Genomic DNA, 22715 nt, shown 5'->3' on the forward strand with positions numbered 1-22715 from the left:
CCGCCCACCCGCCCGTTTGCCCCGTGTCGAGTTGGTTCGGGGTTGTTCTGCCACTCGATGCCGGGTGATCGGGTGGGTGGGTGGGGAAGATCGCCGCGCAGCGGCGGCCTGCATTTTGTGCGGCGGGGTTCCCTCCCGGCCCCGCATCGCCCACCCGGCCGTTGACCCGCCCCCACTCGATGCGGGGTGATCGGGTGGGTGGGTGGGGAGATTCGCCGCGTAGCGGCGGCTTGTGTCTTGTGCGGTGGGGGGCCCTCCCGCTCGCATCGACCACCCGGCCGTTGACCCGCCCCCGCCCGATGCGGGGTGATCGGGTGGGCGGGTGGGGGTGATCCGCCGCGCAGCGGCGGGTCCTAGTGGGCGCGAGGCTTCGCCGGGCTACAGCGTCAGTGTTGCGAACGACGCCGTCAGCAGCCCGCCGCCCGCCAGGGCCAAGCCCCACGCCACCCGCGGCAGGCGCAGGCCCCCGGCCACCACCACCGAGGCCAGCAGCAACGCGCCGCCCAGCGGCAGCCACGCGTGGAGGAACCCAGGGCCACCCGTACGTACGACCTCGTCGGAGCCCGGCTTCACCGCCACCGGGACCCTCGACCCCTTCTCCTCCGCGATCGAGCGGTCGATCACGACCTCATCGCGCGGCTCGAAGCCGGCCGTCGAGGGAACATACGAACCGAAGCAGTCATCCGAGGAGCACCGCGAAACCCGCATCGTGCCCCGCTCACGCTCATCGGTGAGCATCACGTGCTGCGCAGTGTCCCAGGACGCCCAGAAACCCGCGACAAGCAGCAGCGCCGCGAGCCCGCCCATCGCCGTCCGGCGTACGAGACGTACGAGAAGCAGCGCGTTCATGGCGGCGATCCTTGGCCATGGCGCTGCGTTGAGTCAACAGCTCACCGCTCAGGAGTTGTACGAACTCTGCGCCCGCTCCAACCCGTCGATCACCAGCGACTCCACCGCATCCGCCGCCCGGTCCACGAAGTAACCCAGCTCCTTGCGCTCCGCCGACGCGAAGTCCTTCAGAACGAAGTCCGCCACCTGCATCCGCCCCGGCGGACGCCCGATCCCGAACCGCACCCGGTGGTAGTCCGGGCCCATCGCCTTCGTCATCGACTTCAGACCGTTGTGGCCGTTGTCGCCGCCGCCCAGCTTCAGCCGCAGCGTGCCGTAGTCGATGTCCAGCTCGTCGTGGACAGCGACGATGTTCGCCGTCGGGACCTTGTAGAAGTCGCGCAGCGCCGTCACCGGACCACCCGACACGTTCATGTACGACATCGGCTTCGCCAGGACCACCCGGCGGCTCCCAGGGCCCGCGGGACCGATCCGGCCCTCCAACACCTGCGCCTGCGCACGCCCGCTCCGCTTGAACGAGCCACCGATCCGCTCCGCGAGAAGATCGGCCACCATGAAGCCCACGTTGTGCCGGTTCATGGCGTACCCAGGGCCTGGATTGCCCAGACCCACGATCAGCCAGGGCGCGCCGGGGTCCGTCGTCATCTGCATGTCTCCTTCATAGCCCAACCACCCGCCTCCATAGCCCAACCGCCGCCCCGCGCAGGAGCGCGGAGCGGCGGTTGGCAAAGCTCAAGCGAACGCGGTCGAGGCTCAGGCCTCGGCGGCGTCACCCTCACCCTCGGTCTCGGCAGCGGCCTCCTCGGCCTGCGCGGCCAGGACCTGAAGGACGACGGTGTCCTCGTCGACGGCCAGGGTCGTGCCCGCGGGCAGCGTGATGTCCTTGGCGAGGATGGTCGCACCGGCCTCGAGACCGGCGATGGAGACGGTGACCGACTCCGGGATGTGCGTGGCCTCGGCCTCGACGGGCAGCGCGTTCAGCACGTGCTCGAGCAGGTTGCCGCCCGGGGCGAGCTCGCCCTCGGTGTGCACGTAGATGTCGACGTTGACCTTCTCGCCCTTGCGGACGAGGAGCAGGTCGACGTGCTCCAGGATGCCGATGCGCACGGCGTCACGCTGGACGGCCTTGGGGATGACCAGCTGGCTCTTGCCCTCGATGTCCAGGTTGATCAGGACGTTCGGGGTCTTCAGCGCCATCAGGGTGCCGTGGTGCGGCAGCGTGATGTGGATGGGGTCATCGCCGTGGCCGTAGACAACGGCGGGCAGCTTGTCGGCGCGACGCAGACGGCGGGCGGCGCCCTTGCCGAACTCGCTGCGGAGCTCGGCGGAGATCTTCACCTCGGACATGTGCACTCCTCGTAAAAGCGGTGACGGAAGAAAGTCGGTCACCCGGCCACGACTGGCGGCCTGCTACGAAGAGCGCGTCGATAACGGACAGCCGTACCTCAATGAGTACGGCCTCCCTCGCCGAGCAACTCCGTGAGTCTACCCGGCGGGGGAGGCCGCCTCAAAGTCGATCAATCTACGTCGACGGTCGATCTACGACGCCGGTCGATCTATGACGACTACGCCTGCTCGTCGAAGAGGCTCGTCACCGAACCGTCCTCGAAGACCTCACGCACCGCGTTCGCGATGGTCGGCGCGATCGAGAGCACCGTGATCTTGTCGAGCTCCAGGTCACCCGGGTCGGGCAGCGTGTCCGTGAACACGAACTCGCTCACCTTGGAGTTCTTCAGACGGTCCGCGGCCGGACCGGAGAGCACACCGTGCGTCGCCGTCACGATGACGTCCTCCGCACCGTGCGCGAACAGCGCGTCGGCAGCGGCGCAGATCGTGCCACCCGTGTCGATCATGTCGTCGACCAGGACACAGACGCGGCCCTTCACGTCACCGACGACCTCGTGCACGGTGACCTGGTTGGCGACGTCCTTGTCACGGCGCTTGTGCACGATCGCCAGCGGGGCGCCAAGACGGTCGCACCAGCGGTCGGCGACGCGGACGCGGCCGGCGTCGGGGGAGACCACCGTCAGCTTCGAACGGTCGACCTTCGCACCCACGTAGTCCGCGAGGACCGGCAGCGCGAAGAGGTGGTCGACCGGGCCGTCGAAGAAGCCCTGGATCTGGTCCGTGTGCAGGTCGACCGTGAGGATACGGTCCGCGCCCGCCGTCTTCATCAGGTCCGCCACCAGACGGGCCGAGATCGGCTCACGGCCGCGGTGCTTCTTGTCCTGGCGCGCGTAGCCGTAGAACGGCACGATCACGGTGATGGAGCGGGCCGACGCACGCTTCAGCGCGTCGATCATGATCAACTGCTCCATGATCCACTTGTTGATCGGAGCCGTGTGGCTCTGGATCAAGAAGCAGTCCGCGCCACGAGCCGACTCCTGATACCGCACATAGATCTCGCCATTGGCGAAATCAAAAGCCTTCGTCGGCACGATGCCGACACCCAGCTTGTGTGCGACCTCCTCGGCCAACTCGGGGTGGGCGCGGCCGGAGAAGAGCATCAACTTCTTCTCGCCGGTCGTCTTGATCCCGGTCACAGCACTTGTCTCCTCAGACGAGTTCTTCCCGCTGCCGAAACTGCGCGTCCCGTGCGCTGAGTCGGCCGAAATGGTGTGCATCTATCACGGTACGCCGTGTACGACGCACCTGTTTCCGGTCAGCTTCCGCTTGCCGAATTCCTGGACTCCCCGGACGCCGCCTCCGCAGCCCTCGCAGCCGCGCTGCCCGGACGCTTGCGCGCCACCCAACCCTCGATATTCCGTTGCTGCCCACGGGCCACGGCCAGCGAACCCGCCGGAACATCCTTCGTGATGACCGAACCCGCCGCCGTATAAGCGCCGTCCCCAACAGTGACAGGAGCCACAAACATGTTGTCCGAACCGGTCTTGCAGTGCGACCCCACCGTCGTGTGGTGCTTCGCCTCACCGTCGTAATTCACAAAGACGCTCGCAGCACCGATGTTGGTGAAATCACCGATCGTCGCGTCACCCACGTACGACAGATGCGGGACCTTCGAACCCTCACCGATCGACGCGTTCTTCATCTCCACATACGTACCGGCCTTGGCCTTCACACCGAGCCGGGTACCCGGCCGCAGATACGCGTACGGACCGACGCTCGCCTGCTCCCCGACCTCCGAGTCGTACGCGACCGTGTTGTCCACCCGCGCCCCCGCACCCACCCTGGTGTCCTTCAGACGGGAGTTGGGACCGACCTCCGCACCCTCACCGAGATGCGTCGCGCCCTGGAGCTGCGTACCCGGATGCACGAGCGCGTCCTGCTCGTACGTCACCGTCGCGTCGATCCACGTCGACGCCGGGTCCACCACCGTCACACCCGCCAGCATGGCCTCGGTGAGCAGCCGGTCGTTCAAGGTGCGCCGGGCCTGCGCCAGTTGAACGCGGTTGTTGATCCCCGCGATCTCCTCATGATCACGGGCGACGGCCGCACCCACCCGGTGCCCCGCCTCCCGCAGGATCCCCAGAACATCGGTCAGGTACTCCTCGCCCTGACTGTTGTCCGTACGCACCTTGCCCAGCGCCTTCGCGAGCAGCTGCCCGTCGAACGCGAACACACCGGAGTTGATCTCACGGACCAGGCGCTGCGTCTCGGTGGCGTCCTTGTGCTCCACGATCGCGGTCACCGCGCCGCTCTCGCCGTCCCGCACGATGCGGCCGTAGCCGGTCGCGTCCGGCACCTCGGCGGTCAGCACGGTGACGGCGTTGCCGTCGTCGGTGTGCGTCTCGGCCAGCTTCTGCAGGGTCGCGCCCGTCAGCAGCGGGGTGTCGCCACAGACGACGATGACGGTCCCGTCCACGGCACCGCCGAGCTCGTCCAGACCGATGCGGACCGCGTGGCCCGTGCCCTTCTGCTCGCTCTGGTAGGCCGTGCGCACGTCCGGGGCGATCGTCCCCAGGTGCGCGATGACCTGCTCGCGGGCGAACCCGACCACGGTGACGAGCCGCTCCGGGCTCAGCGCGTACGCGGCTTCGAGCACGTGCCCGATGAGGGAACGGCCACAGATCTCATGCAGGACCTTGGGGGTGGCCGACTTCATACGGGTGCCCTCACCCGCTGCAAGGACGACGACGGCTGCCGGGCTGTTGGCGCTCACGGGGGTGCCCTTCGGCTTCGGATGTGCGGGGGGTGGACATCCGCAGGATACCGGGGCGTTGTGGGGCGGAAATGAGGGCGGGTCCTGACCTTGCGGTCAGGACCCGTTCTGTACTGGCTCCCGGGGAAGGAATCGAACCCTCATTCAATGGACCAAAACCATTTGTCCTGCCATTAGACGACCCGGGATGGTCTGCGCGCTATGTCCGATTCGGTTGATCGGGCCGACGCGCGGACAACACTATGCCGTACCAAGCGCCTTCGATGCGACGGTACAAGGCGGCGCTCTGAAGGACTTTGACCACCAGGCACCCTCGGTAGGTGGGACCCACGTTCTTGCGGACGGTCCTCGGGTTGTGCTTCTTGAGTGTCGTCTTGTTGAAGACCTGGTCGGCGCCCACGAGGTCGGCCCAGTGGAGCTCAGCGGCTGCCACGTCGGCCGATTCGTGGATCATCACGGAGAAGCGCAGGCGTCGGCGCTCCACTCCGAGAAGGTCGAGCCAGGCCAGATAAACCTCGATCATTCCGGGGTCACTGTTCACGAAGGTGACGTTCTCCCGCCGGTCGTACGGCTTGTCCTTGCTCCCCTCCGCCCAGTACAGGGCGACGCCCGCGAGAAACAGCTCGCGCTCCGACATCGTTCCGATCGATCGGGCGGCGGCCTCCTTCACGCGCTGCCGCTCCTCGTCCCGCACCGTGAGTTCGTGCTCCCACCGCTTCCGCGCCGCCAGCTTCGCCTGCTCTGACGGATCGCGCCGCTCCGGCTTCGGGAGATCCCGCACCCACAGCGAGATCGAACCCTTCGAGCACCCCAGCTCCACCTGGATCTGGTCGTAGGTCATGCCCTGGAGCCGCAGCTCCCGGGCCCGCTCCCGCAGGTCGTCCTTCGCGTTCGGGCGCTTCGTCCACTCCGGGGCCGGCTCGCCCTCCAGGAGGCGGTTCAGGATGTCGTTGTTGTCCACGAGGAGGCGGTCGCGGATCTGGCGGCGGCTCAGCCCCTCCCGCCGCAGCGCGATTGCCCGCTCCCGCAACCCCTCGAAGTCGGCGTACTTCCCTTGGCGATCCGTGATCTCTGTCATGCGGCGACCCTTGTCCGGAATGCGGACGTCCGGCCGGGAACCGGGAGCGGTTCGCCAGTTCGAGGGAATTCGGGCCGTTTCGTTTCGCGACGGTCAGCGCATGCGTTCGATCACCGAGCCGGAAACTCGCCGGAAAAGGAGGGCTTGTCGCCCGTAGGCTGGAAGGCATGACCACGACGGGGGAGAACCACAGCGCGGCCGTGACCGGGCCGTGGTGGTGGGAGCGGCGGCGTAGCGCCGTGCTGGATGTGGGGCTTGCGTTGGCCTCGGCGGCGGAGTGCGGGGCCGAGGGGATCACGTTCGCGGGGGACACGGGGATTCCCACGGGGGTGGGAATCGCGTTCGGGGTGCTGGCGGGGGCTTCGCTGGTGTTGCGGCGGCGGTGGCCGATTGCCGTGGTGCTCATTTCGATTGCGATCACGCCCGCTCAGATGGGGATTTTCCTTACCGTCGTCGGGCTTTACACGCTGGCCGCCTCTGAGTTGCCTCGGCGGATCATCGGGTCCCTTGCCGGGATGTCCTTGCTCGGGACGCTCATCGTGACGCTCGTGCGGACTCGGCAGGACATGGAGAGCGGGGAGCTGGGGTTCGCTGAGGGGTTCATACCGTTCATCGCGATCACCACGTCCATCGGGCTGACCGCGCCGCCGATTCTGCTCGGGCTGTATATCGGGGCTCGGCGGCGGCTGATGGAGAGTCTGCGGGAGCGTGCGGACAGCCTGAAGGGTGAGTTGCAGCTGCTGGCCGAGCGGGCCGAGGAGCGGGCGGAGTGGGCGCGTAATGAGGAGCGGACGCGGATCGCGCGGGAGATGCATGACGTCGTCGCGCATCGGGTGAGTCTGATGGTGGTGCATGCGGCGGCCTTGCAGGCTGTCGCCCGGAAGGATCCTGAGAAGGCCGTCAAGAATGCCGCCCTTGTGGGTGACATGGGGCGGCAGGCTCTGACGGAGTTGCGCGAGATGCTGGGTGTGCTGCGGACCGGGGAGGCTCCGCCCGCCGCGGGGGGCCGGCACGGGTCGGTGTCCGACGTGGTGCCGTTGGCCGCTGTGGGGTTCGCCGCGGCTGCTGCCGCCTCGCGTGCGGTGGACGAGGACGGGCCGTGTCTGGCGGAGCTCGATGAGCTGGTGGGGCAGTCGCGTGAGGCGGGGATGGCGGTGGAGCTGTCCGTGGAGGGTGACTCCCGTGCGTATGCGGCGGACGTCGAGCAGACCGCGTACCGGGTGGTTCAGGAGGCGTTGACGAACGTGCACAAGCACGCGGCGGGCGCCAAGACGTACGTCCGGCTCGCGCATCGTGGTGCGGAGATCGCGATGCAGGTGGAGAACGAGCCGCCGCCGGAGGTGGGCCCGGGGGATGCTCGGCTGCCGAGCGGGGGCAACGGCCTGGTGGGCATGAAGGAGCGGGTCACCGCGCTGGGCGGCGTTTTCGTGTCGGGCCCGACGGACGCGGGTGGTTTCCGGGTATCGGCGGTACTGCCGGCGGCTGTCGCTGGGGGCTGAGGGCTTTCCCTCCCCGGGGTGGCTGGGCCGCGCCCTGCGGGCGGGGTGTCTGCGGTCCGGGGGTCTGCGGGCGTGTGGTGGCGTGTGGTGTCTGCGGTCGGGTGTCTAAGGGCGTGTGCTGGCGTGTCGTGCCTGCGGCCGGTTACCTGCGGACTCGCCCCGGCATGTCGCGCCTGCCGCCGGGTGCTGGCGGGCGCCTCGTGGGTGGTCGTGCCTGTACGGCGGTGGCGCGAATATTGCAGGCCTGCGCCTCGCCTGCGCGGCGGTGGCGCAGTTGTCGTAGTCCCGCGTCTTGCCTGCGCGGCGGTGGCGCAGTTGTCGTAGGCCCGCGTCTTGCCTGCGCGGCGGTGGCGCAGTTGTCGTAGGCCCGCGTCTTGCCTGCGCGGCGGTGGCGCAGTTGTCGTAGGCCCGCGTCTTGCCTGCGCGGCGGTGGCGCAGTTGTCGTAGGCCCGCGCCTCGCCCGTGCGGCGGTGGCGCAGTTGTCGTAGCCCCGCGCCTCGCCCGTGCGGCGATGGCGCAGTTGTCGTAGTCCTGTCCTTTGCCCACGCGGCTGAGGCGCAGACCGCAGCCTCCGGGCCTGGTCTGTGCCGCTGTGGCGCAGATGTTGTAGTCCCGTGCCTCGCCCGCGCGGGCGAGGCAGATGTCGTAAGCCCGTTCCTCACCTGTGCCGCGGTGGCGCGGATGTCGTAGCCCCCGTGCCTCGCCCGCCCCGCGGAGGCCCAGATGTCGTAGGCCCCCCGCGCCCGCAGCCGGATCCGTGGCCTCAGGCTGTTTTCAGGCGTTCCGGTTGTGTGCCTGAGGCCAGGGTGGCCAGGGCCTCGTCGATGTGGGAGCCCAGGTACCAGTCGCCGCTGTGGTCGAGGCTGTAGACGCGGCCTTCCGCGTCGATCGCCAGGAGGGCCTGGGTCTCCGTCTCCTCTCCTATGGGGCAGACCTCGGTGTCGAGGGCGCGGCCGAGGTCGCCGAGGGTGCGGGCCAGGTGGAGGCCGTAGAGGGGGTCGAGGTGCACGGTGGCGGGCGCTATGTGGCGGCCGGGGCCCTGCGGGGTGATGTGCAGTCCGCCGAACTCGGCCCACGCCTCGACGGCGGCGGGGAAGACGGCGTGCCGGTGCCCCGCGGGCGACGTGTGGCGGCGCAGGACGTCGGCCCAGATCTCGGCCTGCTTTATGTCCCAGCGGCCGGGGGTCCAGCCGGCCGCGCGAAGGGCGGCGTCGACGGGGACGGGGAAGCGGGGTGACGCGGCGGTCGGCTGGGTGGGGTTCTCGGTGTGCTGTTCGGTGTGCATGTGCGGCTGCCCTCGTTGCGGTTCGCGGTTCGCGTTTCGCGGCTCGGTGGTGGGGATCAGGATTCCGGTGCGGCGGGTTCCACGATCCGTACGCCGAAGTGCGCTGTAAGGGCGGTGCAGGAGCGGCAGGGGCGGGCGAAGCCGCCGTGCAGGGGGTCGCCGTCCTCGCGGATGCGGCGGGTGGTGAGCTTGGCGTGCTTGAGGGCCTTGCGGGCCTCGCCGTTGGTCATCGGTTTTCGTGCCGCGCGTTTGGAGCGGCTGCCGTCGGCTGCCGTGAGGTGGCGTGAGATGAGGATGGCTTCGGCGCACCGCCCGGTGAAGCGTTCGCGCTGGCCGCTTGTGAGGGTGTCGAGGAAGTCCTGTACGAGTGGGTGCAGAGCGGGAGGTTCTTCACCGCGGCCCGCGGTGCAGGTGAGGGTCGCGCCGCGGACGGAGAGTGCGGCGGCGACGGTGGGGAGTATGCCGTCACGGCGCTGGCGCAGTGTGGGCGCGTGCGCGGACGTGTTGCTCCAGCCGACGCGTGGATCTCCCGCGTCGGCGGGGTTCTCGGCGGTCGCCATGGGTGCCGCCGTGGGTGCCGTCGTGCCTGCCGTGTGGCCGGCCCTACCGGTCTGTGCCGTGTGCATGGTGGTGCTTCCCTCCCCGCAACTCGCGGTTGTGACCGCGTGTGCCACGCCCCCGCGTTGCGGGGACAGCCTGCCAAATGGGGCGGGTGGTGCGGAAGCTGGGGCGCCGCGACACGCCTGGCTTTCGTCGCACGGTGACGGTCCGGTGGCTGCTGGTCATGGAACCGGAGGCCCGGTGACCGGTGTCGTCCTTACGCATAGGCTGTTGACATCCGCAGTCCGCGGAACGCAGGACGAAGTACGCAAATCCGTGCAAGCGACATTGACGCACAGCGATCCGCAGAACCATTAACAGTGCCGCAGGGGGCAACCGCCATGACGACAGGTCGGCTGGGGCAGCAGGCCGCACCGCCGAACGCGGCCTACGCCGGGCAGGTCGTGCACTTCCCGGATCCGGTCCGGGCCACGCGCCATCCCAGGGGTGTGCGCGTGGACGAGCACGGCTATCCGGACTTCTCGGCCTACGCGCGTGCGGCCGCCGAGATCGCCGAGCCCCCGGAGGGTTTCGGCGTCGACGAGCTGCGTCTGACGGACTATGTCTCCGCGAACGCGGCGATGGCCGCGGCGGACCACGAGTTGTGGGACACGATCCCGCCGGTGGCGACCCCGCACGGCTGGACCTGGCACCACGTGCCGGGCGGCAGGCGTCTTGAGCTGGTCCCGGTGGAGGTGAAGGCGCTCCTGCGGCATCACGGCGGGCTCGCCACGACGCCGGTGGACCAGAACAAGAGGGGCACGCGCCCGCTCCAGGAGACCCGCCCGGCGCATCTCGCGCTGCCGAAGTCGGCGGTCGCTGTGAGCGAGCAGGAGGTCCTCGGCGCCGAGGAGGAGCTGGGCTACCGGCTGCCCGGCGCCTACCGTTCCTTCCTGAAGGCGGCGGGCGGCTGCGCGCCGGTCGGCACGGCGCTCGACGCGGAGCTCGGTCTCCTGATCGACCAGCCATTCTTCACGGTGCGGGACGAGGCCGCGGTCAACGACCTGGTGTACGTGAACAAGTGCCTGCGCGACCATCTCACCAAGGACTACCTGGCAGTTGGTTTCGTGCAGGGCGGCATTCTCGCCGTGAAGGTCAAGGGCGATCTGATCGGTTCGGTGTGGTTCTGCGCGTACGACGACGCACGGGACGTCTCGGAAACGGCCGCCTGGCAGCCCGCCGAGCGGGTGCAGCGGCTGCTGCTTCCGTGCGGTGACGACTTCGACGCGTTCTTGTCCCGACTCGCGGGGAATCCGCCGGAGTTGGAGACCGTGGCGAACCTGATGGTGGACGGCGGCTTCGCGCGCGCCGTCCCGGTGGGGGAGTGACTTGTCGATGGTGACCTTCGCGCAGGCGCAGGAGCGCGCCGAGGAGTGGATCAACGGCGATGTGCCCGGATACCAGCATCGTGAGGTGCGGGTACGGGAGTTCGAGCTCGGTTTCGTCGTGTGGGCGGAGGACCGTGAGAACGGCCCGGTGTCCGACGGCGGCCGTCAGCGGCTCGTCATCGCGCGGGACAGCGGCGACGCCACGCTCTGGCCGGGTCTTCCGGTCGGTGAGGTGATCCGCCGGTACGAGGAGGAGTACGGGGCCCTGGATGTGGCGCCGGAGGACGCGGCGCCGGCTCCGCCGGAGCGGGTGGACCTGAATCAGACGTCGTTCCTGTTGAGCCCTCCGGAGTGGCTCCAGGAGGCGGCGGACAAGCTGGGTATCCCGGACCGCAGGGCGGAGTCGGCGGGGACACCGGCTTCGGCCGCGCCGGCCGCGCCTTCGGCTCCTGCGGCCCCCGTGGCTCCTGCCGCGTCCGCTGCTCCCGCCGCCCCCGAAGCGCCCGGTGGCGGTACGCCGTGGCCCGCGGCCGGGGCGTCGAGTGAGCCTGCCGCGGCGACCCCGTGGGCCGGTACGGACACCAACGCGGAGTCCGGCGACGACCGTTCGGTGCCTGCGCCCGCGACGGTGTTCGCGCCGCCGCTGGTCGGCGGTGACGATGACGACACTCCGCCGCCCGGTGTGGCACCGGAGGCCAAGACCGCGCTGATGCACGGCGGCAGCGGCCTTCCGTCGACGACGGTGGCGCCCGCGCTCGACGGCCCGAACCTGCCGCCGCCTCCGGGGGCCGGTGCTCCCGACGCGTCCGCGTACGGCTATCCGCAGGGGCCCGGGGCTCCCGGCGGCGCGCCCAATGCCCAGCCTCCGGCGGCTCCGGGGCCGAACCTGCCGCCGCCGCCCGCCGGTGCCGCGGTGAACATGCCGCCGCCTCCGGGCGTGAGCGCTCCGGCCCCGTCCACGTACGGCTATCCGCAGGGTTCCGCTCCCGGCGTGGTGCCGCCCGGTGCCGGGGACATCGCCGACGCCGCGACCAGTAAGGCGCAGGGGCCGCCGCGGGGTGCGCGTGGCAGCGGTGCGAGTACGCCGCCGCCTCCCGGCGCCCCGGGGACTCCCGGTGTGCCGCAGGGCAGTACGCCGCCGCCGTCCGGTCCCGGTGCTCCGGGCACACCGGCGGGCGGGTACGTCCCGACGCAGCTCGTATCGGCGCTCGGCCCCGACGGACCTCAGCCGCCCGCGGCTCCGGACGCGCCGCAGCCTCCGGGTCCGCCCGGTGCTCCGGGTACGCCTCCCGGTGGTGTCCACCACGCGGCGACGATGCTGGCGGACCCGAGCCTTGGTGGGCCTGGCGGGATCAAGCCGCCGGGTGCGCCGGGTGCTCCTGGTGCTCCTGTTGCGCCGCAGCCTCCGGGTCCGCCCGGTGCTCCGGGTACGCCTCCCGGTGGTGTGCACCATGCGGCGACGATGCTGGCGGACCCGAGCCTTGGTGGGCCTGGCGGGATCAAGCCGCCGGGTGCGCCCGGTGCTCCGGGTGCTCCTGGTGCGCCGCAGCCGCCCGGTCCGCCGGGTGCTCCGGGTGCTGGTGCGCCGCAGCCTCCTGGGGCTCCCGGCACTCCCGGTGCTCCCGGCGGTGGCGTCCACCACGCCGCGACCATGCTGGCCGGGCCCGCGGTCGGTGGTCCCGGCGCGCCCATGCCGCCGCAGGCCCCGGGTGCTCCGGGCATGCCGCCGCCCGCGCCGGGGCAGCCCGCTCCCGGTCAGCCCGGTCAGCCGTACGGCTATCCGCAGCCGCCCACCGGTCAGCCGACCGTCGGCCCTGGCTACCAGGCCGTACTCCGCTACCGCGCGCAGGACGGCTCCGAGCAGCAGCTCATCCGCCGCTCGGCGCCCGGTACGCCGCACCCGGAGTGGCAGATCCTGCACGAGCTGCGCGGCATGAACGTGCCGCCGCAGCAGGTGCTCGAACTCCACACGGAGCTGGAGTCCTGCGAGCTGCCCGGCGCGTACTGCGCCCGCATGATCCGTGAGACGTGGCCGCAGGCGCGGATCACGAGCATCGCCCCGTACGGCAGGGACCACGGGTCCCGGCAGGGTGGCATGCAGCAGCTCATCGCTCACCAGGCCGAGTTGCACCAGGTCGCGGACGGTCCCGCGCGTCCCGCGCCGGTGCGCGCGCCGCTGCCGCAGGTGCAGCCCGCACCGCCGATTCCGCCGGAGGGCGTGGCGCAGGAGCTGGTGGGCGCTTTCGGGCCCGGCATCTTCCGCTTCGACCAGCGGGCGGTTTCCCGGCAGGGCGTGCCCGATCTCGTGGCGCACACGCTCGTCGTGGCGGGCCTGCCGGTCGACTTCGGTCCGTTCTTCTGGGCGCAGGCCCAGCCGGGCCGTCCGGTGCCGACGCTTGCCGAGACGGCGCAGGAGCGTGGGGTGCAGCCGGCGTCGGACGCCGGTTCGTACCTCGTCATGGGCAGTGACTTCGGCCGCGCGATCTGCGTCCAGTACGGCACGGCGAACATCGTGGCCGTGCCCGTGGAGGCGGGTCCCGGCGGGGCTTCGGTGCCGCCGCAGTTCGTGAACACGGGCCTGCCGGAGTTCGCGCGCTGCCTGGCGCTGCTGGGTCGCATGTGGCGGCTGCGGTATGGGTTGAACCAGGAGCAGGCGGGCCGCTGGACGGTCGACTTCCAGGGGCAGCTGGCCGCGCTGGATCCGGCGGCGTTGGCTTCGCCGGAGAGTTGGTGGTCGGTGCTGCTTGAGCAGATGTGGGACGGACTGCTCTGAACTCGCCCCTGCCGGGGCGACGTAGGCACTCGAGGCGCTCGGCCCACTGCGCGTGGGGCGGGCGCCTTGTGCGTTCCTTGACCCTGCCGCGGCGGTGGCTTTCTGAGCGCCGCTTCGCGGCGATTTTTTCCCGCCCACCCACCCGATTACCCCGGGGTGCTCGAGTGGGTGGGCGGGAGAGATCCGTCGCGAAGCGGCGGGCTTGAGGGGGGAGCCCGGAGCCGTGCCTGCCGCGCCGTGGAGAAACAGCACCCCCCGATTCCGACTTCTGGCAAGAAATAACGCATCCTTGAGCGGATGAGATGCGCGGAGTGTCGCGTTATGAGCGCTTCCGCTTGATCCATCAAGATGTGCGCCAATCGCGTAATACGCGCGTGGTGTGTCGGAGGAGGGATTCAAGGATGAGCAGCGGTTCTACGGCGTCGGAGCACGGCTTCGTCTCCGTGCGCGGACGTGGCTACCGTCCCGAGCAGGTGGACGCGTACGCCCTCGATCTTTCCCAGGACCGCGACGACGCGTGGGAACGTGCCGCCCGGCTCACCGTCCTCGCCAAGGAGATGGAGGCGGAGGCGGAACGGCTGCGGGACGTGGTCTCGCGGCTTGCCCCTCAGACGTACGAGACGTTGAGCGAGCGCGCGCGGAACATCCTCGCCCTCGGCGAGGCGGAGGCCGCGGCCGTGCGGGAGTCGGCGGAGGCCGACGCGCGGCGCGTGACGGAGGCGGCGGAGGCGGAGGCGCGTGAGGTCCGTGACGCCGCTCGTGCGTACGCCGACGAGATCCTCGGCGAGGCCGACGAGCGCGCCCGGCAGCGGCTGCTCGCCTGCCGTGCGAGCGCTGACGAGACGCGGATCGCCGCCCGCCGTGACGTGAAGGAGTGGCGGGGCGAGGCCCTCGCCGCCCTGCGGGAGACACGGCAGCGCAGTGCGGCGCTCCTGGAGGAGCAGGAGAAGGAGCAGGCCGAGCGCTGGGAGGCCGCCGAGCGGGAGATCGCCCTGCGGGAGGCCGAGGCGGAGGCTCACGAGGCTTCGCTCGTGGCCGCCGCCGAGGCCGGCCTGTCCGAGGCCAAGCGTGCCTTTGCCGAGGCGGAGGAGTCCGCGCGGCACGGGCAGGAGGACGCGGAGGCGCGGGGTGCGGAGCTGGTCGCCGCCGCGGGGGTCCGGGAGGAAGGGATCGCCCGGGAGACCGAGCGGATGCTGCGGGAGCATGGGGAGGAGTGGGACGAGGTGCGGGCGCACATGGAGCATGTGCGGAGCAGTCTCGCTGCGCTGACTGGGCGGGTGTCCTAGACCGCCGCTTCGCGGCGGATTTTTTCCCGCCCACCCACCCGATTACCCCGCGTCGAGTTCTCCCTGGGAGGGCAGTCGATTGCCCCGCCTCGCGTTTTTCTTGGGTGGGGCAGTCGATTGCCCGCCTCGCGTTTTTCTTGGGTGGGGTAGCCGATCGTCCCGCGTCGCGTTCTCCCTGGGAGGGGCAGTCGATTGCCCCGCGTCGCGTTCTCCCTGGGAGGGGTAGCCGATCACCCCCGCCTCGCTTACCTCTTCGTCGCCCCCGCCAGAATCCAGCCCTCCACCGCCTCGTACCGTTTGCGCTGTTCCTCCGACTCCCTCGGGCCCGATGACACCGTGCCGAGCCAGCCCAGGAGGAAGCCGAGGGGGATCGAGGCCAGGCCTGTGGTGGTGAAGGGGAACCAGTTGAAGTCGTGGTTCGGGAACGCCGAAGTGGGGGCGCCCGAGACCAAGTTGGTGCCCGTCATGAGGATGATGGAGCCGAGCGTGCCGCCGATCAGGGTCCATAGGAGGCCCCTGCGGGTGTAGCGGCGCCAGAAGAGGCTGTAGACCAGCGCCGGGGCCAGGGCCGACGCGCCCAGGCAGAAGGACAGGGTGACCAGCGGCTGCAAGTTGTGGTCCTTGACCATGACCGCGAGAACGATCGCCACGCCCCCTATGGCCAGCGCCGAGACGCGGGCCAGCGTCATCTCCCTGCGCGGGGTGAGATCCCTGCGCAGGTGGGCGAAGACGTCGTGCGCAAGGGAGTTGGCGCAGGCAAGGATCATTCCGGCGACCGAGGCGAGCAGCGTCAGGAAGATCGCCGTGGTGACCGTCGTGAAGATGAGGGTCTCGAACGTCGAGGCGTTCGCGCCGAACACCGCCTTGGAGCCCAGGAGATAGGCCGTGTTGCCCTGCGGGTCCGCCTTCGCGATCGCCGCCCGCCCGATCATCGCCGTCGCGCCGAAGCCGACGATCGCGATGATGAGGACGAAGAGCGCCACCGATGAAACCGCCCAGGACATCGAGCGGCGTATCTCGGGTGCGCTGCGCGCCGTATACATGCGCATCGTCACGTGGGGGAGACACGCGCCGCCCAGTACGACCGTGAGTTCCGAACTGATCATGTCCAGGCGGGGGTTGGGCCCTCCCGAGAACTGGAGGCCGGACTGGAGGAAGGCCGGGCCGACCCCGCTGCCCTTCTCGGCGGCGGCGAGGAGCGCGCCGAAGTCCCAGTCGAAGCGGCGCAGGATCAGGGCGGCGATGACCACTCCGGAGCCCAGCAGCATCACGATCTTCAGGATCTGGATGAGGGCGGTGCCTTTCATGCCGCCGATCGCCGCGTAGCTGATCATGAGTGCGCCGAGTGCGACGACGCACCCTGTCTTCACGCCCTCGCCGGAGAATCCGAGGATGAAGGAGAGCAGGTCGCCCGCGCCCGCCAGCTGCACCAGCATGAGGGGGATGAGCGCGGCCAGTGTCGCCGCGCACGCGGTGACGCGTACGGCGCGGCCGGGCATCCTGCGTGCCAGTACGTCGCCCATGGTGAACTGGCCCGCGTTGCGCAGGGGTTCGGCCAGCAGGAACATCAGCAGCATCAGGGACAGGGCCGTGCTCAGGGCGAGGACGACACCGTCGTACCCGAGGAGCGCGATGATTCCGCCGGTGCCGAGCACGGTCGCCGCCGAGATGTAGTCGCCCGCGATGGCCAGGCCGTTGCGCATGGGGGAGAGGGCGCCGTAGCCGGTGTAGAACTCGCCGAGGTTGTCGCGGTCGGGGCCCGTCATCACGCACAGGAGCAGCGTGAGGGTGACGACGGCGGTGAACGCCACGAGGGACATGGCCTGCGCGGAGTCGGCGGCCAGGGTGATGCCGGGCGCGACGGGGGCGACGGGCGCGAAGTCGGAGTTCATCGGTTGGCCTCCAACTCAGCCAGTTTGCGCAGCCGTTCGGCCATCGGGTCGACCCTGCGGCGGGCCGTGAACTCGTACAGCGCTATGGCGAGCAGGGTGACGGGCAGCTGGCACAGGCCGAGCAGCAGGCCGGTGGAGAGGCCGCCGGAGACCGTGTCCGTCATCAGGGACGGCGCGAAGGCGGACAGGATCAGGAAGAGCGTGAAGTAGCCGAGCGCCGTGAGGGTGGCGACGCGGCGCTGCCAGCGGTAGGCGCTGCGCAGGCGGCGCAGGTCGCTGTGGCGGCCGAGTGCGGGGTGGCGGGGGAGTCTTGGGGGCGGCGGGGGTGGTGGCGGCGCGACGGGCTGCCAGGGGTAGGTGGGATACGAGGGGGCGTGCAGGCCCTGCGGGTGCTGCGGGCGGTGGGTGTGCTGCGGGCGTTGGGGGTTTTGGGGCTGGTGAGGGTAGGGCATCCCGGTTCTCCTTGCGCGGCGTCGGTCCGGTGCGGGACCGCAGGGAGCGAGAGGTGAGGATCGAGCACGTTACTTGTAAGTAGTAGAGCCGCGAAGGGTTTTGCCCATACTGGTTGGTCGGTCTATCCGGCCGGTCTGTTCGTACGGCCTTCACGGGGGGCAAGTTCGGTCCGCGACTCGCTCTCCGGGGCTCCCACCTCCCCGTTCTCCGGGGTCTCCGCCCCGATTACCGGAAAGCGCCGAGGGGCCAGGAACAGCAGAACGAGGAGTGCGACAACCGCCGCGCACCCCGCCCCCACGTACACCGTGTCGACCGCCGAGTCGACCGCGCGCCGCAGCCGTTCGGGATCGGCGACCGCGCCGGGGTCCTCCAGCGCGTGGGCCACGGAGTCCAGCGAGCCCGCGCCGCCGAGGCGCGAGGTGAGGACGGAGTTGGCGATCGCGCCGAAGAGCGCCGCGCCCAGGGTCTGGCCTATCTGGCGGCAGAAGAGGATGGACGCGGTGGCCGTGCCGCGCTCCGACCAGCCGACGGTGGACTGCACCCCGACGATCAGCGGCAGTTGGAAGAGACCGAGTGCCGCGCCGAGGAGCAGCATGATCAGCGCGGGCTGCCAGGCCTGCCCCGGATAGGGCAGGAAGGGGAACGCGAAGAGGAAGAGCGCGGCACCGCCGATGCCGATGAGCGCCGTGTCGCGAAAGCCGAGCCTGCGGTAGACGTGCTGGCTCAGGGCGGCGGAGACCGGCCAGCTCAGGGTCATCACGGAGAGCACGAACCCGGCGGCGATCGGCGCGAGGCCGAGCACGGACTGGGCGTACGTCGGCAGGAAGACGGTGGGCGCGACCATCAGGAGGCCGAGCGCGCCCAGGGCGAGGTTGACCGCGGCGATGGTGCGCCTGCGCCAGACCCAGCCGGGGATGATCGGCTCCGCCGCGCGCCGCTCGATGACCACGACGGCCCCGGCGAGCAGCAGCCCGCCCGCGAACAGCGCGAGTGACGGCGCGGAGAGCCAGCCCCAGGCGACGCCGCCCTGCACGAGCGCGGTGAGCAGTACGCCGCCGCAGGCGAAGACCGCGAACGCGCCCGCCCAGTCGGTGCGCCCGCGGGTGGCCTCCTCGCGCTCCGGTTCGTGGAGGTGGCGCACGATCAGCCAGAGGGCCACCGCCCCGATGGGCAGGTTGATCAGGAAGATCCAGCGCCAGTCGGCGTACGCGGCGATCAGGCCGCCGAGCGCGGGGCCCGCGATCGACGACGCGGCCCACACGGTGGACAACTTCGCCTGGATCTTCGGGCGTTCCTTGAGGGGGTAGAGGTCGGCGGCGAGTGTCTGCACCGTCCCCTGGAGCGCGCCGCCGCCCAGGCCCTGGACGACGCGGAAGGCGATGAGCGCGCCCATGTTCCAGGCCACGGCGCACAGGGCCGAGCCGATCAGGAAGAGGATGCTGCCCGCGATGAGGACGGGCTTGCGGCCGAAGGTGTCGGAGAGCTTGCCGTAGATGGGCAGGGTGACGGTGACGGCGAGCAGATAGCCGGAGAAGAGCCAGGAGAAGACGGAGAAGCCGCCGAGGTCGCCGACGATCTGCGGGATGGCCGTCGAGACGATCGTGGAGTCCAGGGCGGCGAGCGCCATGGCGAGCATGAGGGCGGCTACGACGGGGCCGCGCCGCCGTGTGTCGTGCGTGGCCGAAGGTATGCCGCCCACCGAGATTCCTTCCCCCTGCATCTAATTGCTTCCGGCCACCTTCTCACCCGGGTGGGCCGCGGGGGCAGGGGTGGAGAGATCCCGGCAGGTGGGCCGGTGTCCGCTCGGCAGGAGGGTGGAGCAACCCCGAGAACCACTCCACCGGGAGGTGGAGATCCCCTAGGGGAACCTCCGTACTACGGACCGGGGAGCGTTCGTACTGCTGGAGGACGAGAAGGCACCGGCGGCTTCTTAGATTGGCTTTATGCCGACGGGGCGGGCCGGGAAGCACCTCGGAACGGACCGGGGAAGCACCTTCGGGTCGGACCAGCCACACCTTCGGGGGTGGGGTTTTCCCCAGCAGAAGACTGCGCTGGGCACCAGGGTGCTTGAGCCGTCGGACGACCAGACTCTTTATGCGTAGCGAACACACCTGAACACACCTGAGAACACCTGACCTACCGCGTAACCGACTTAGGAGACTTACCGTGACATCGGCTGTAACCATTCCCAGGCACGGGGGCACTGGAGGGCGTACGGCCGTGGCGGCACGGGCGCGCCAGGTCGTGAAGGCGTACGGGACCGGGGAGACCCGGGTCGTCGCGCTCGACGAGATCGATGTGGACATCGCCCGCGGGCAGTTCACCGCGATCATGGGTCCCTCCGGCTCCGGCAAGTCGACCCTGATGCACTGCCTCGCGGGCCTGGACACCGTGTCCTCCGGGCAGATCTACCTCGACGAGACCGAGATCACCGGCCTGAAGGACAAGAAGCTCACGCAGCTGCGCCGGGACCGGATCGGCTTCATCTTCCAGGCGTTCAACCTCCTGCCCACGCTCAACGCCATCGAGAACATCACGCTCCCGATGGACATCGCGGGCCGCAAGCCCGACCGCGGCTGGCTCGACCAGGTCGTGGAGACCGTCGGTCTCGCGGGCCGCCTCAAGCACCGCCCGACCGAGCTCTCCGGCGGCCAGCAGCAGCGCGTCGCCGTGGCCCGCGCCCTTGCCGCGCGCCCCGAGATCATCTTCGGTGACGAGCCGACCGGAAACCTCGACTCCCGTGCAGGGGCAGAGGTGTTGGGCTTCCTGCGCAAGTCGGTGACCGAGCTGGGCCAGACCATCGTGATGGTCACGCACGACCCGGTGGCGGCCTCGTACGCGGACCGGGTGCTCTATCTCGCGGACGGCCGGATCGTCGACGAGATGTACGCGCCGACCGCCGATTCCGTCCTCGACCGCATGAAGGACTTCGACGCGCGGGGGCGTACGTCATGACCGTCCTCAAGACCTCGATGCGCAACTTCTTCGCGCACAAGGGCCGTATGGCGCTCTCCGCCGTGGCCGTGGTCCTGTCGGTGGCGTTCGTCTGCGGCACGCTCGTCTTCTCCGACACGATGAACACGACGTTCGACAAGCTCTTCGCCGCGACGTCCGCCGACGTCACCGTCACCGACAAGAACGCCGAGGACTCGGGCGAGACGCCCGACAGCGGCAGGCCCGAGTCGATCCCCGCCTCGGTCGTCGACCGGGCGAAGAAGGCGGAGGGCGCGAAGTCCGCGGAGGGCGCCGTCAGCAGCACCGCCGTCACCGTCGTCAACTCCGAGAAGAAGAACGTGGGTCCGACCGGCGGTGGTCCCACCATCGCGGGCAACTGGACGCACAACGACCTGCGTTCGATGGACATCACCTCCGGGCACGCCCCGCGCGGGCCCACCGACGTGATGGTCGACGCCGACACCGCCGACAAGCACCACCTCAAGATCGGTGACGAGCTGCGCACCATCGCCGTCGCCGGCGACCACACCGCCAAGATCTCCGGCATAGCCACCTTCAAGGTGACCAACCCCGGCGCCGCGATCGTCTACTTCGACACCGCGACCGCGCAGCGCGAACTCCTCGGCTCCACCGGCAAGTTCACGCACGTCAACGTAGCCGCCGAGCAGGGCGTCAGTGACACGGTCCTCAAGCGGAACGTCGCCGAGTCCATGGGCGCGGACGCCTCCGCGTACAAGGTCAAGACGCAGCAGGAGACGTCGGACGACAGCCGCAAGAGCGTCAGCGGCTTCCTCGACGTGATGAAGTACGCGATGCTCGGCTTCGCCGGAATCGCCTTCCTCGTCGGCATCTTCCTCATCATCAACACCTTCTCGATGCTGGTCGCCCAGCGCACCCGCGAGATCGGCCTGATGCGGGCCATCGGATCGAGCCGCAAGCAGGTCAACCGCTCCGTGCTCGTCGAGGCGCTGCTGCTCGGCGTCATCGGCTCGGTCCTCGGTGTCGGCGCGGGCGTCGGGCTCGCCGTCGGCCTGATGCAGCTGATGTCCGGCATGGGCATGGAACTGTCAACCCAGGACCTCACGGTCAAGTGGACAACTCCCGTGGTGGGCATGGTCCTCGGCATCGTCGTCACCGTCCTCGCCGCCTACCTCCCGGCACGGCGCGCCGCCAAGGTCTCCCCGATGGCCGCCCTGCGCGACGCCGGAACACCGGCCGACGGCAAGGCGAGCGCCCTGCGCGCGGTCATCGGCCTGGTCCTCACCGGCGCCGGCGGCTTCGGCCTCTACACCGCGTCCCAGGCGGACAAGGCGAGCGAGGGCTCGCTCTTCCTCGGCGGCGGCGTGGTCCTCACCCTCATCGGCTTCGTCGTCATCGGCCCGGTCCTCGCGAACGGCGTGGTCCGCGTCATCAGCGCCGTACTGCTGCGGTGGTTCGGCCCTGTGGGGCGCATGGCCGAGCGCAACGCCCTGCGCAACCCGCGCCGCACCGGCGCCACCGGCGCGGCCCTGATGATCGGCCTCGCCCTGGTCGCCTGCCTCTCGGTGGTCGGCTCCTCGATGGTCGCCTCCGCCACGGACGAGCTCGACAAGTCGGTCGGCGCGGACTTCATCATCCAGTCCGACAACGGCCAGGCGATCACCCCGAAGGCCGCGAAGTCCCTGGAGAAGGCCGATCACATCGCCCACATCACCCAGTACAAGGACGTCAAGGCGGACCTGACAGCCCCGAACGGCAAGACCGCCAAGGGCGTGGGCCTGAGCGCCGCCGACGCGACGTACGCCGAGGACCTGCGCAGCGAGACCGTCGCCGGCAAGCTCGCCGACGCCTACAAGCCGGACTCCATGTCGGTCGGCGAGGACTTCGCCAAGGACCACGGCCTGAGCGTCGGCGACAAGGTGAAGCTCGCCTTCGACCACGGCAGGACGGGCGAGATCACGGTCCGGGCCATCACGTCGAGCGAGGCCACGATCGACTCCGGCGCGATGTACGTGAACATCTCGACCGCCGCGAAGTACGTGCCCGCCGACCGGATGCCGCCGAACGAGATCATGTTCGCCAAGGCGGACAAGGGCCAGCAGGACGCGGCGTACACGTCGCTGAAGGCGGCCATGTCCGACTACCCGCAGTACAAGGTCATGGACCAGACCGACTTCAAGCAGACGCTGAAGGACCAGGTCGGCCAGATGCTGAACATGGTCTACGGCCTGCTCGGTCTCGCGATCATCGTCGCGATCCTGGGTGTGGTGAACACCCTCGCCCTCTCGGTCGTCGAGCGGACCCGTGAGATCGGCCTGATGCGGGCGATCGGCCTCTCGCGCCGCCAGCTGCGCCGCATGATCCGCATGGAGTCGGTGGTCATCGCCCTCTTCGGCGCGCTGCTCGGCCTGGGCCTCGGCATGGGCTGGGGCGCGACGGCCCAGCAGCTCCTGGCCCTGGAGGGCCTGAAGGTCCTGGAGATCCCCTGGCCGACGATCATCACGGTCTTCATCGGCTCGGCCTTCGTGGGCCTGTTCGCGGCGCTGGTGCCGGCGTTCAGGGCGGGCCGGATGAATGTGCTGAACGCGATCGCCACCGAATAGCTTCCGCTACGGGGG

Annotated in this window: 17 protein-coding genes and 1 tRNA gene; 6 read left to right on the forward strand and 12 right to left on the reverse strand. The window is 70.1% G+C overall.

From position 1 onward, the window contains the following. Positions 1 to 378 precede the first annotated feature (378 nt). The 7 genes from ACWGI2_RS30185 to ACWGI2_RS30215 form a co-directional block, all read right to left on the reverse strand. Positions 379 to 849, reverse strand: coding sequence for a hypothetical protein (locus ACWGI2_RS30185; protein WP_453400170.1), 471 nt, complete (start codon positions 847 to 849; stop codon positions 379 to 381). Between the two features lie 48 nt (positions 850 to 897). Continuing rightward, positions 898 to 1500, reverse strand: a complete 603-nt coding sequence (gene pth, locus ACWGI2_RS30190) for an aminoacyl-tRNA hydrolase (protein ID WP_453400171.1) — start codon at positions 1498 to 1500, stop codon at positions 898 to 900. Between the two features lie 102 nt (positions 1501 to 1602). After that, positions 1603 to 2196 carry a 50S ribosomal protein L25/general stress protein Ctc gene (locus ACWGI2_RS30195; protein WP_160505508.1) on the reverse strand — a complete coding sequence of 198 codons (594 nt, stop codon included), beginning with the start codon at positions 2194 to 2196 and terminating at the stop codon, positions 1603 to 1605. 218 nt (positions 2197 to 2414) lie between these two features. After that, positions 2415 to 3392 carry a ribose-phosphate diphosphokinase gene (locus tag ACWGI2_RS30200; protein WP_266866016.1) on the reverse strand — a complete coding sequence of 326 codons (978 nt, stop codon included), beginning with the start codon at positions 3390 to 3392 and terminating at the stop codon, positions 2415 to 2417. A gap of 119 nt (positions 3393 to 3511) precedes the next feature. Continuing rightward, complete coding sequence (gene glmU / locus ACWGI2_RS30205; RefSeq protein WP_453698743.1) at positions 3512 to 4969, reverse strand: bifunctional UDP-N-acetylglucosamine diphosphorylase/glucosamine-1-phosphate N-acetyltransferase GlmU; 1458 nt, start codon at positions 4967 to 4969, stop codon at positions 3512 to 3514. A gap of 114 nt (positions 4970 to 5083) precedes the next feature. Beyond that, positions 5084 to 5157: transfer RNA gene (locus ACWGI2_RS30210), tRNA-Gln, on the reverse strand. 11 nt (positions 5158 to 5168) lie between these two features. Continuing rightward, positions 5169 to 6047: a hypothetical protein gene (locus tag ACWGI2_RS30215; RefSeq protein WP_453698745.1), complete on the reverse strand. Its 879-nt coding sequence runs from the start codon at positions 6045 to 6047 to the stop codon at positions 5169 to 5171. 167 nt (positions 6048 to 6214) lie between these two features. On the opposite strand from ACWGI2_RS30215, the gene ACWGI2_RS30220 reads away from it, so the two are divergent. Continuing rightward, positions 6215 to 7546 (forward strand): sensor histidine kinase, encoded by a 1332-nt coding sequence (locus ACWGI2_RS30220; protein ID WP_453400174.1) that lies wholly within the window; start codon positions 6215 to 6217, stop codon positions 7544 to 7546. Positions 7547 to 8309: 763 nt separating this feature from the next. On the opposite strand, the gene ACWGI2_RS30225 is transcribed toward ACWGI2_RS30220, so the two are convergent. Together ACWGI2_RS30225 and ACWGI2_RS30230 are read right to left on the reverse strand one after the other, a co-directional pair. After that, positions 8310 to 8831: an SUKH-3 domain-containing protein gene (locus ACWGI2_RS30225; protein WP_453698746.1), complete on the reverse strand. Its 522-nt coding sequence runs from the start codon at positions 8829 to 8831 to the stop codon at positions 8310 to 8312. Between the two features lie 56 nt (positions 8832 to 8887). Then, positions 8888 to 9457 (reverse strand): YwqJ-related putative deaminase, encoded by a 570-nt coding sequence (locus ACWGI2_RS30230; protein ID WP_453400176.1) that lies wholly within the window; start codon positions 9455 to 9457, stop codon positions 8888 to 8890. 315 nt (positions 9458 to 9772) lie between these two features. Between ACWGI2_RS30230 and ACWGI2_RS30235 the strand changes: the two genes are divergently transcribed. From ACWGI2_RS30235 to ACWGI2_RS30245, 3 genes are all read left to right on the forward strand, one after another. Then, positions 9773 to 10759 (forward strand): SMI1/KNR4 family protein, encoded by a 987-nt coding sequence (locus tag ACWGI2_RS30235; protein ID WP_160505501.1) that lies wholly within the window; start codon positions 9773 to 9775, stop codon positions 10757 to 10759. Positions 10760 to 10766: 7 nt separating this feature from the next. After that, complete coding sequence (locus tag ACWGI2_RS30240) at positions 10767 to 13532, forward strand: SUKH-4 family immunity protein (protein ID WP_453698902.1); 2766 nt, start codon at positions 10767 to 10769, stop codon at positions 13530 to 13532. A gap of 401 nt (positions 13533 to 13933) precedes the next feature. Next, a complete protein-coding gene (locus ACWGI2_RS30245) occupies positions 13934 to 14818 on the forward strand; it encodes a cellulose-binding protein (RefSeq protein WP_453698748.1) in 885 nt (294 codons plus the stop codon). A 245-nt stretch (positions 14819 to 15063) separates the two neighbouring features. On the opposite strand, the gene ACWGI2_RS30250 is transcribed toward ACWGI2_RS30245, so the two are convergent. The 3 genes from ACWGI2_RS30250 to ACWGI2_RS30260 all read right to left on the reverse strand — a co-directional run bounded on the left by ACWGI2_RS30250 (position 15064) and on the right by ACWGI2_RS30260 (position 18883). Continuing rightward, positions 15064 to 16710: a sodium/solute symporter gene (locus tag ACWGI2_RS30250; RefSeq protein ID WP_453698750.1), complete on the reverse strand. Its 1647-nt coding sequence runs from the start codon at positions 16708 to 16710 to the stop codon at positions 15064 to 15066. Continuing rightward, on the reverse strand, positions 16707 to 17162 hold the full coding sequence (locus ACWGI2_RS30255; protein ID WP_453698752.1) for a DUF485 domain-containing protein: 456 nt from the start codon (positions 17160 to 17162) through the stop codon (positions 16707 to 16709). Before ACWGI2_RS30255 ends, ACWGI2_RS30250 begins: the two co-directional genes overlap by 4 nt. Before the next feature lie 122 nt (positions 17163 to 17284). Further along, positions 17285 to 18883: an MFS transporter gene (locus tag ACWGI2_RS30260; RefSeq protein WP_453698754.1), complete on the reverse strand. Its 1599-nt coding sequence runs from the start codon at positions 18881 to 18883 to the stop codon at positions 17285 to 17287. Positions 18884 to 19329: 446 nt separating this feature from the next. Here ACWGI2_RS30260 and ACWGI2_RS30265 point away from each other — a divergent pair, with 446 nt between their 5' ends. Beyond that, a complete protein-coding gene (locus tag ACWGI2_RS30265; RefSeq protein ID WP_453400181.1) occupies positions 19330 to 20118 on the forward strand; it encodes an ABC transporter ATP-binding protein in 789 nt (262 codons plus the stop codon). Continuing rightward, a complete protein-coding gene (locus ACWGI2_RS30270; protein ID WP_453698755.1) occupies positions 20115 to 22700 on the forward strand; it encodes an ABC transporter permease in 2586 nt (861 codons plus the stop codon). Before ACWGI2_RS30265 ends, ACWGI2_RS30270 begins: the two co-directional genes overlap by 4 nt. Positions 22701 to 22715 lie beyond the last annotated feature (15 nt).

Source organism: Streptomyces sp. NPDC054866 (assembly GCF_053610745.1).

What these genes read in the sequence shown, in the direction of transcription:
- ACWGI2_RS30185 (WP_453400170.1), bottom strand. Translation starts at nt 849, where the DNA reads ATGAACGCGCTGCTTCTCGTACGTCTCGTACGCCGGACGGCGATGGGC.
- pth (WP_453400171.1), bottom strand. Translation starts at nt 1,500, where the DNA reads ATGCAGATGACGACGGACCCCGGCGCGCCCTGGCTGATCGTGGGTCTG.
- ACWGI2_RS30195 (WP_160505508.1), bottom strand. Translation starts at nt 2,196, where the DNA reads ATGTCCGAGGTGAAGATCTCCGCCGAGCTCCGCAGCGAGTTCGGCAAG.
- ACWGI2_RS30215 (WP_453698745.1), bottom strand. Translation starts at nt 6,047, where the DNA reads ATGACAGAGATCACGGATCGCCAAGGGAAGTACGCCGACTTCGAGGGG.
- ACWGI2_RS30220 (WP_453400174.1), top strand. Translation starts at nt 6,215, where the DNA reads ATGACCACGACGGGGGAGAACCACAGCGCGGCCGTGACCGGGCCGTGG.
- ACWGI2_RS30225 (WP_453698746.1), bottom strand. Translation starts at nt 8,831, where the DNA reads ATGCACACCGAACAGCACACCGAGAACCCCACCCAGCCGACCGCCGCG.
- ACWGI2_RS30230 (WP_453400176.1), bottom strand. Translation starts at nt 9,457, where the DNA reads ATGCACACGGCACAGACCGGTAGGGCCGGCCACACGGCAGGCACGACG.
- ACWGI2_RS30235 (WP_160505501.1), top strand. Translation starts at nt 9,773, where the DNA reads ATGACGACAGGTCGGCTGGGGCAGCAGGCCGCACCGCCGAACGCGGCC.
- ACWGI2_RS30240 (WP_453698902.1), top strand. Translation starts at nt 10,767, where the DNA reads ATGGTGACCTTCGCGCAGGCGCAGGAGCGCGCCGAGGAGTGGATCAAC.
- ACWGI2_RS30245 (WP_453698748.1), top strand. Translation starts at nt 13,934, where the DNA reads ATGAGCAGCGGTTCTACGGCGTCGGAGCACGGCTTCGTCTCCGTGCGC.
- ACWGI2_RS30250 (WP_453698750.1), bottom strand. Translation starts at nt 16,710, where the DNA reads ATGAACTCCGACTTCGCGCCCGTCGCCCCCGTCGCGCCCGGCATCACC.
- ACWGI2_RS30255 (WP_453698752.1), bottom strand. Translation starts at nt 17,162, where the DNA reads ATGCCCTACCCTCACCAGCCCCAAAACCCCCAACGCCCGCAGCACACC.
- ACWGI2_RS30260 (WP_453698754.1), bottom strand. Translation starts at nt 18,883, where the DNA reads ATGCAGGGGGAAGGAATCTCGGTGGGCGGCATACCTTCGGCCACGCAC.
- ACWGI2_RS30270 (WP_453698755.1), top strand. Translation starts at nt 20,115, where the DNA reads ATGACCGTCCTCAAGACCTCGATGCGCAACTTCTTCGCGCACAAGGGC.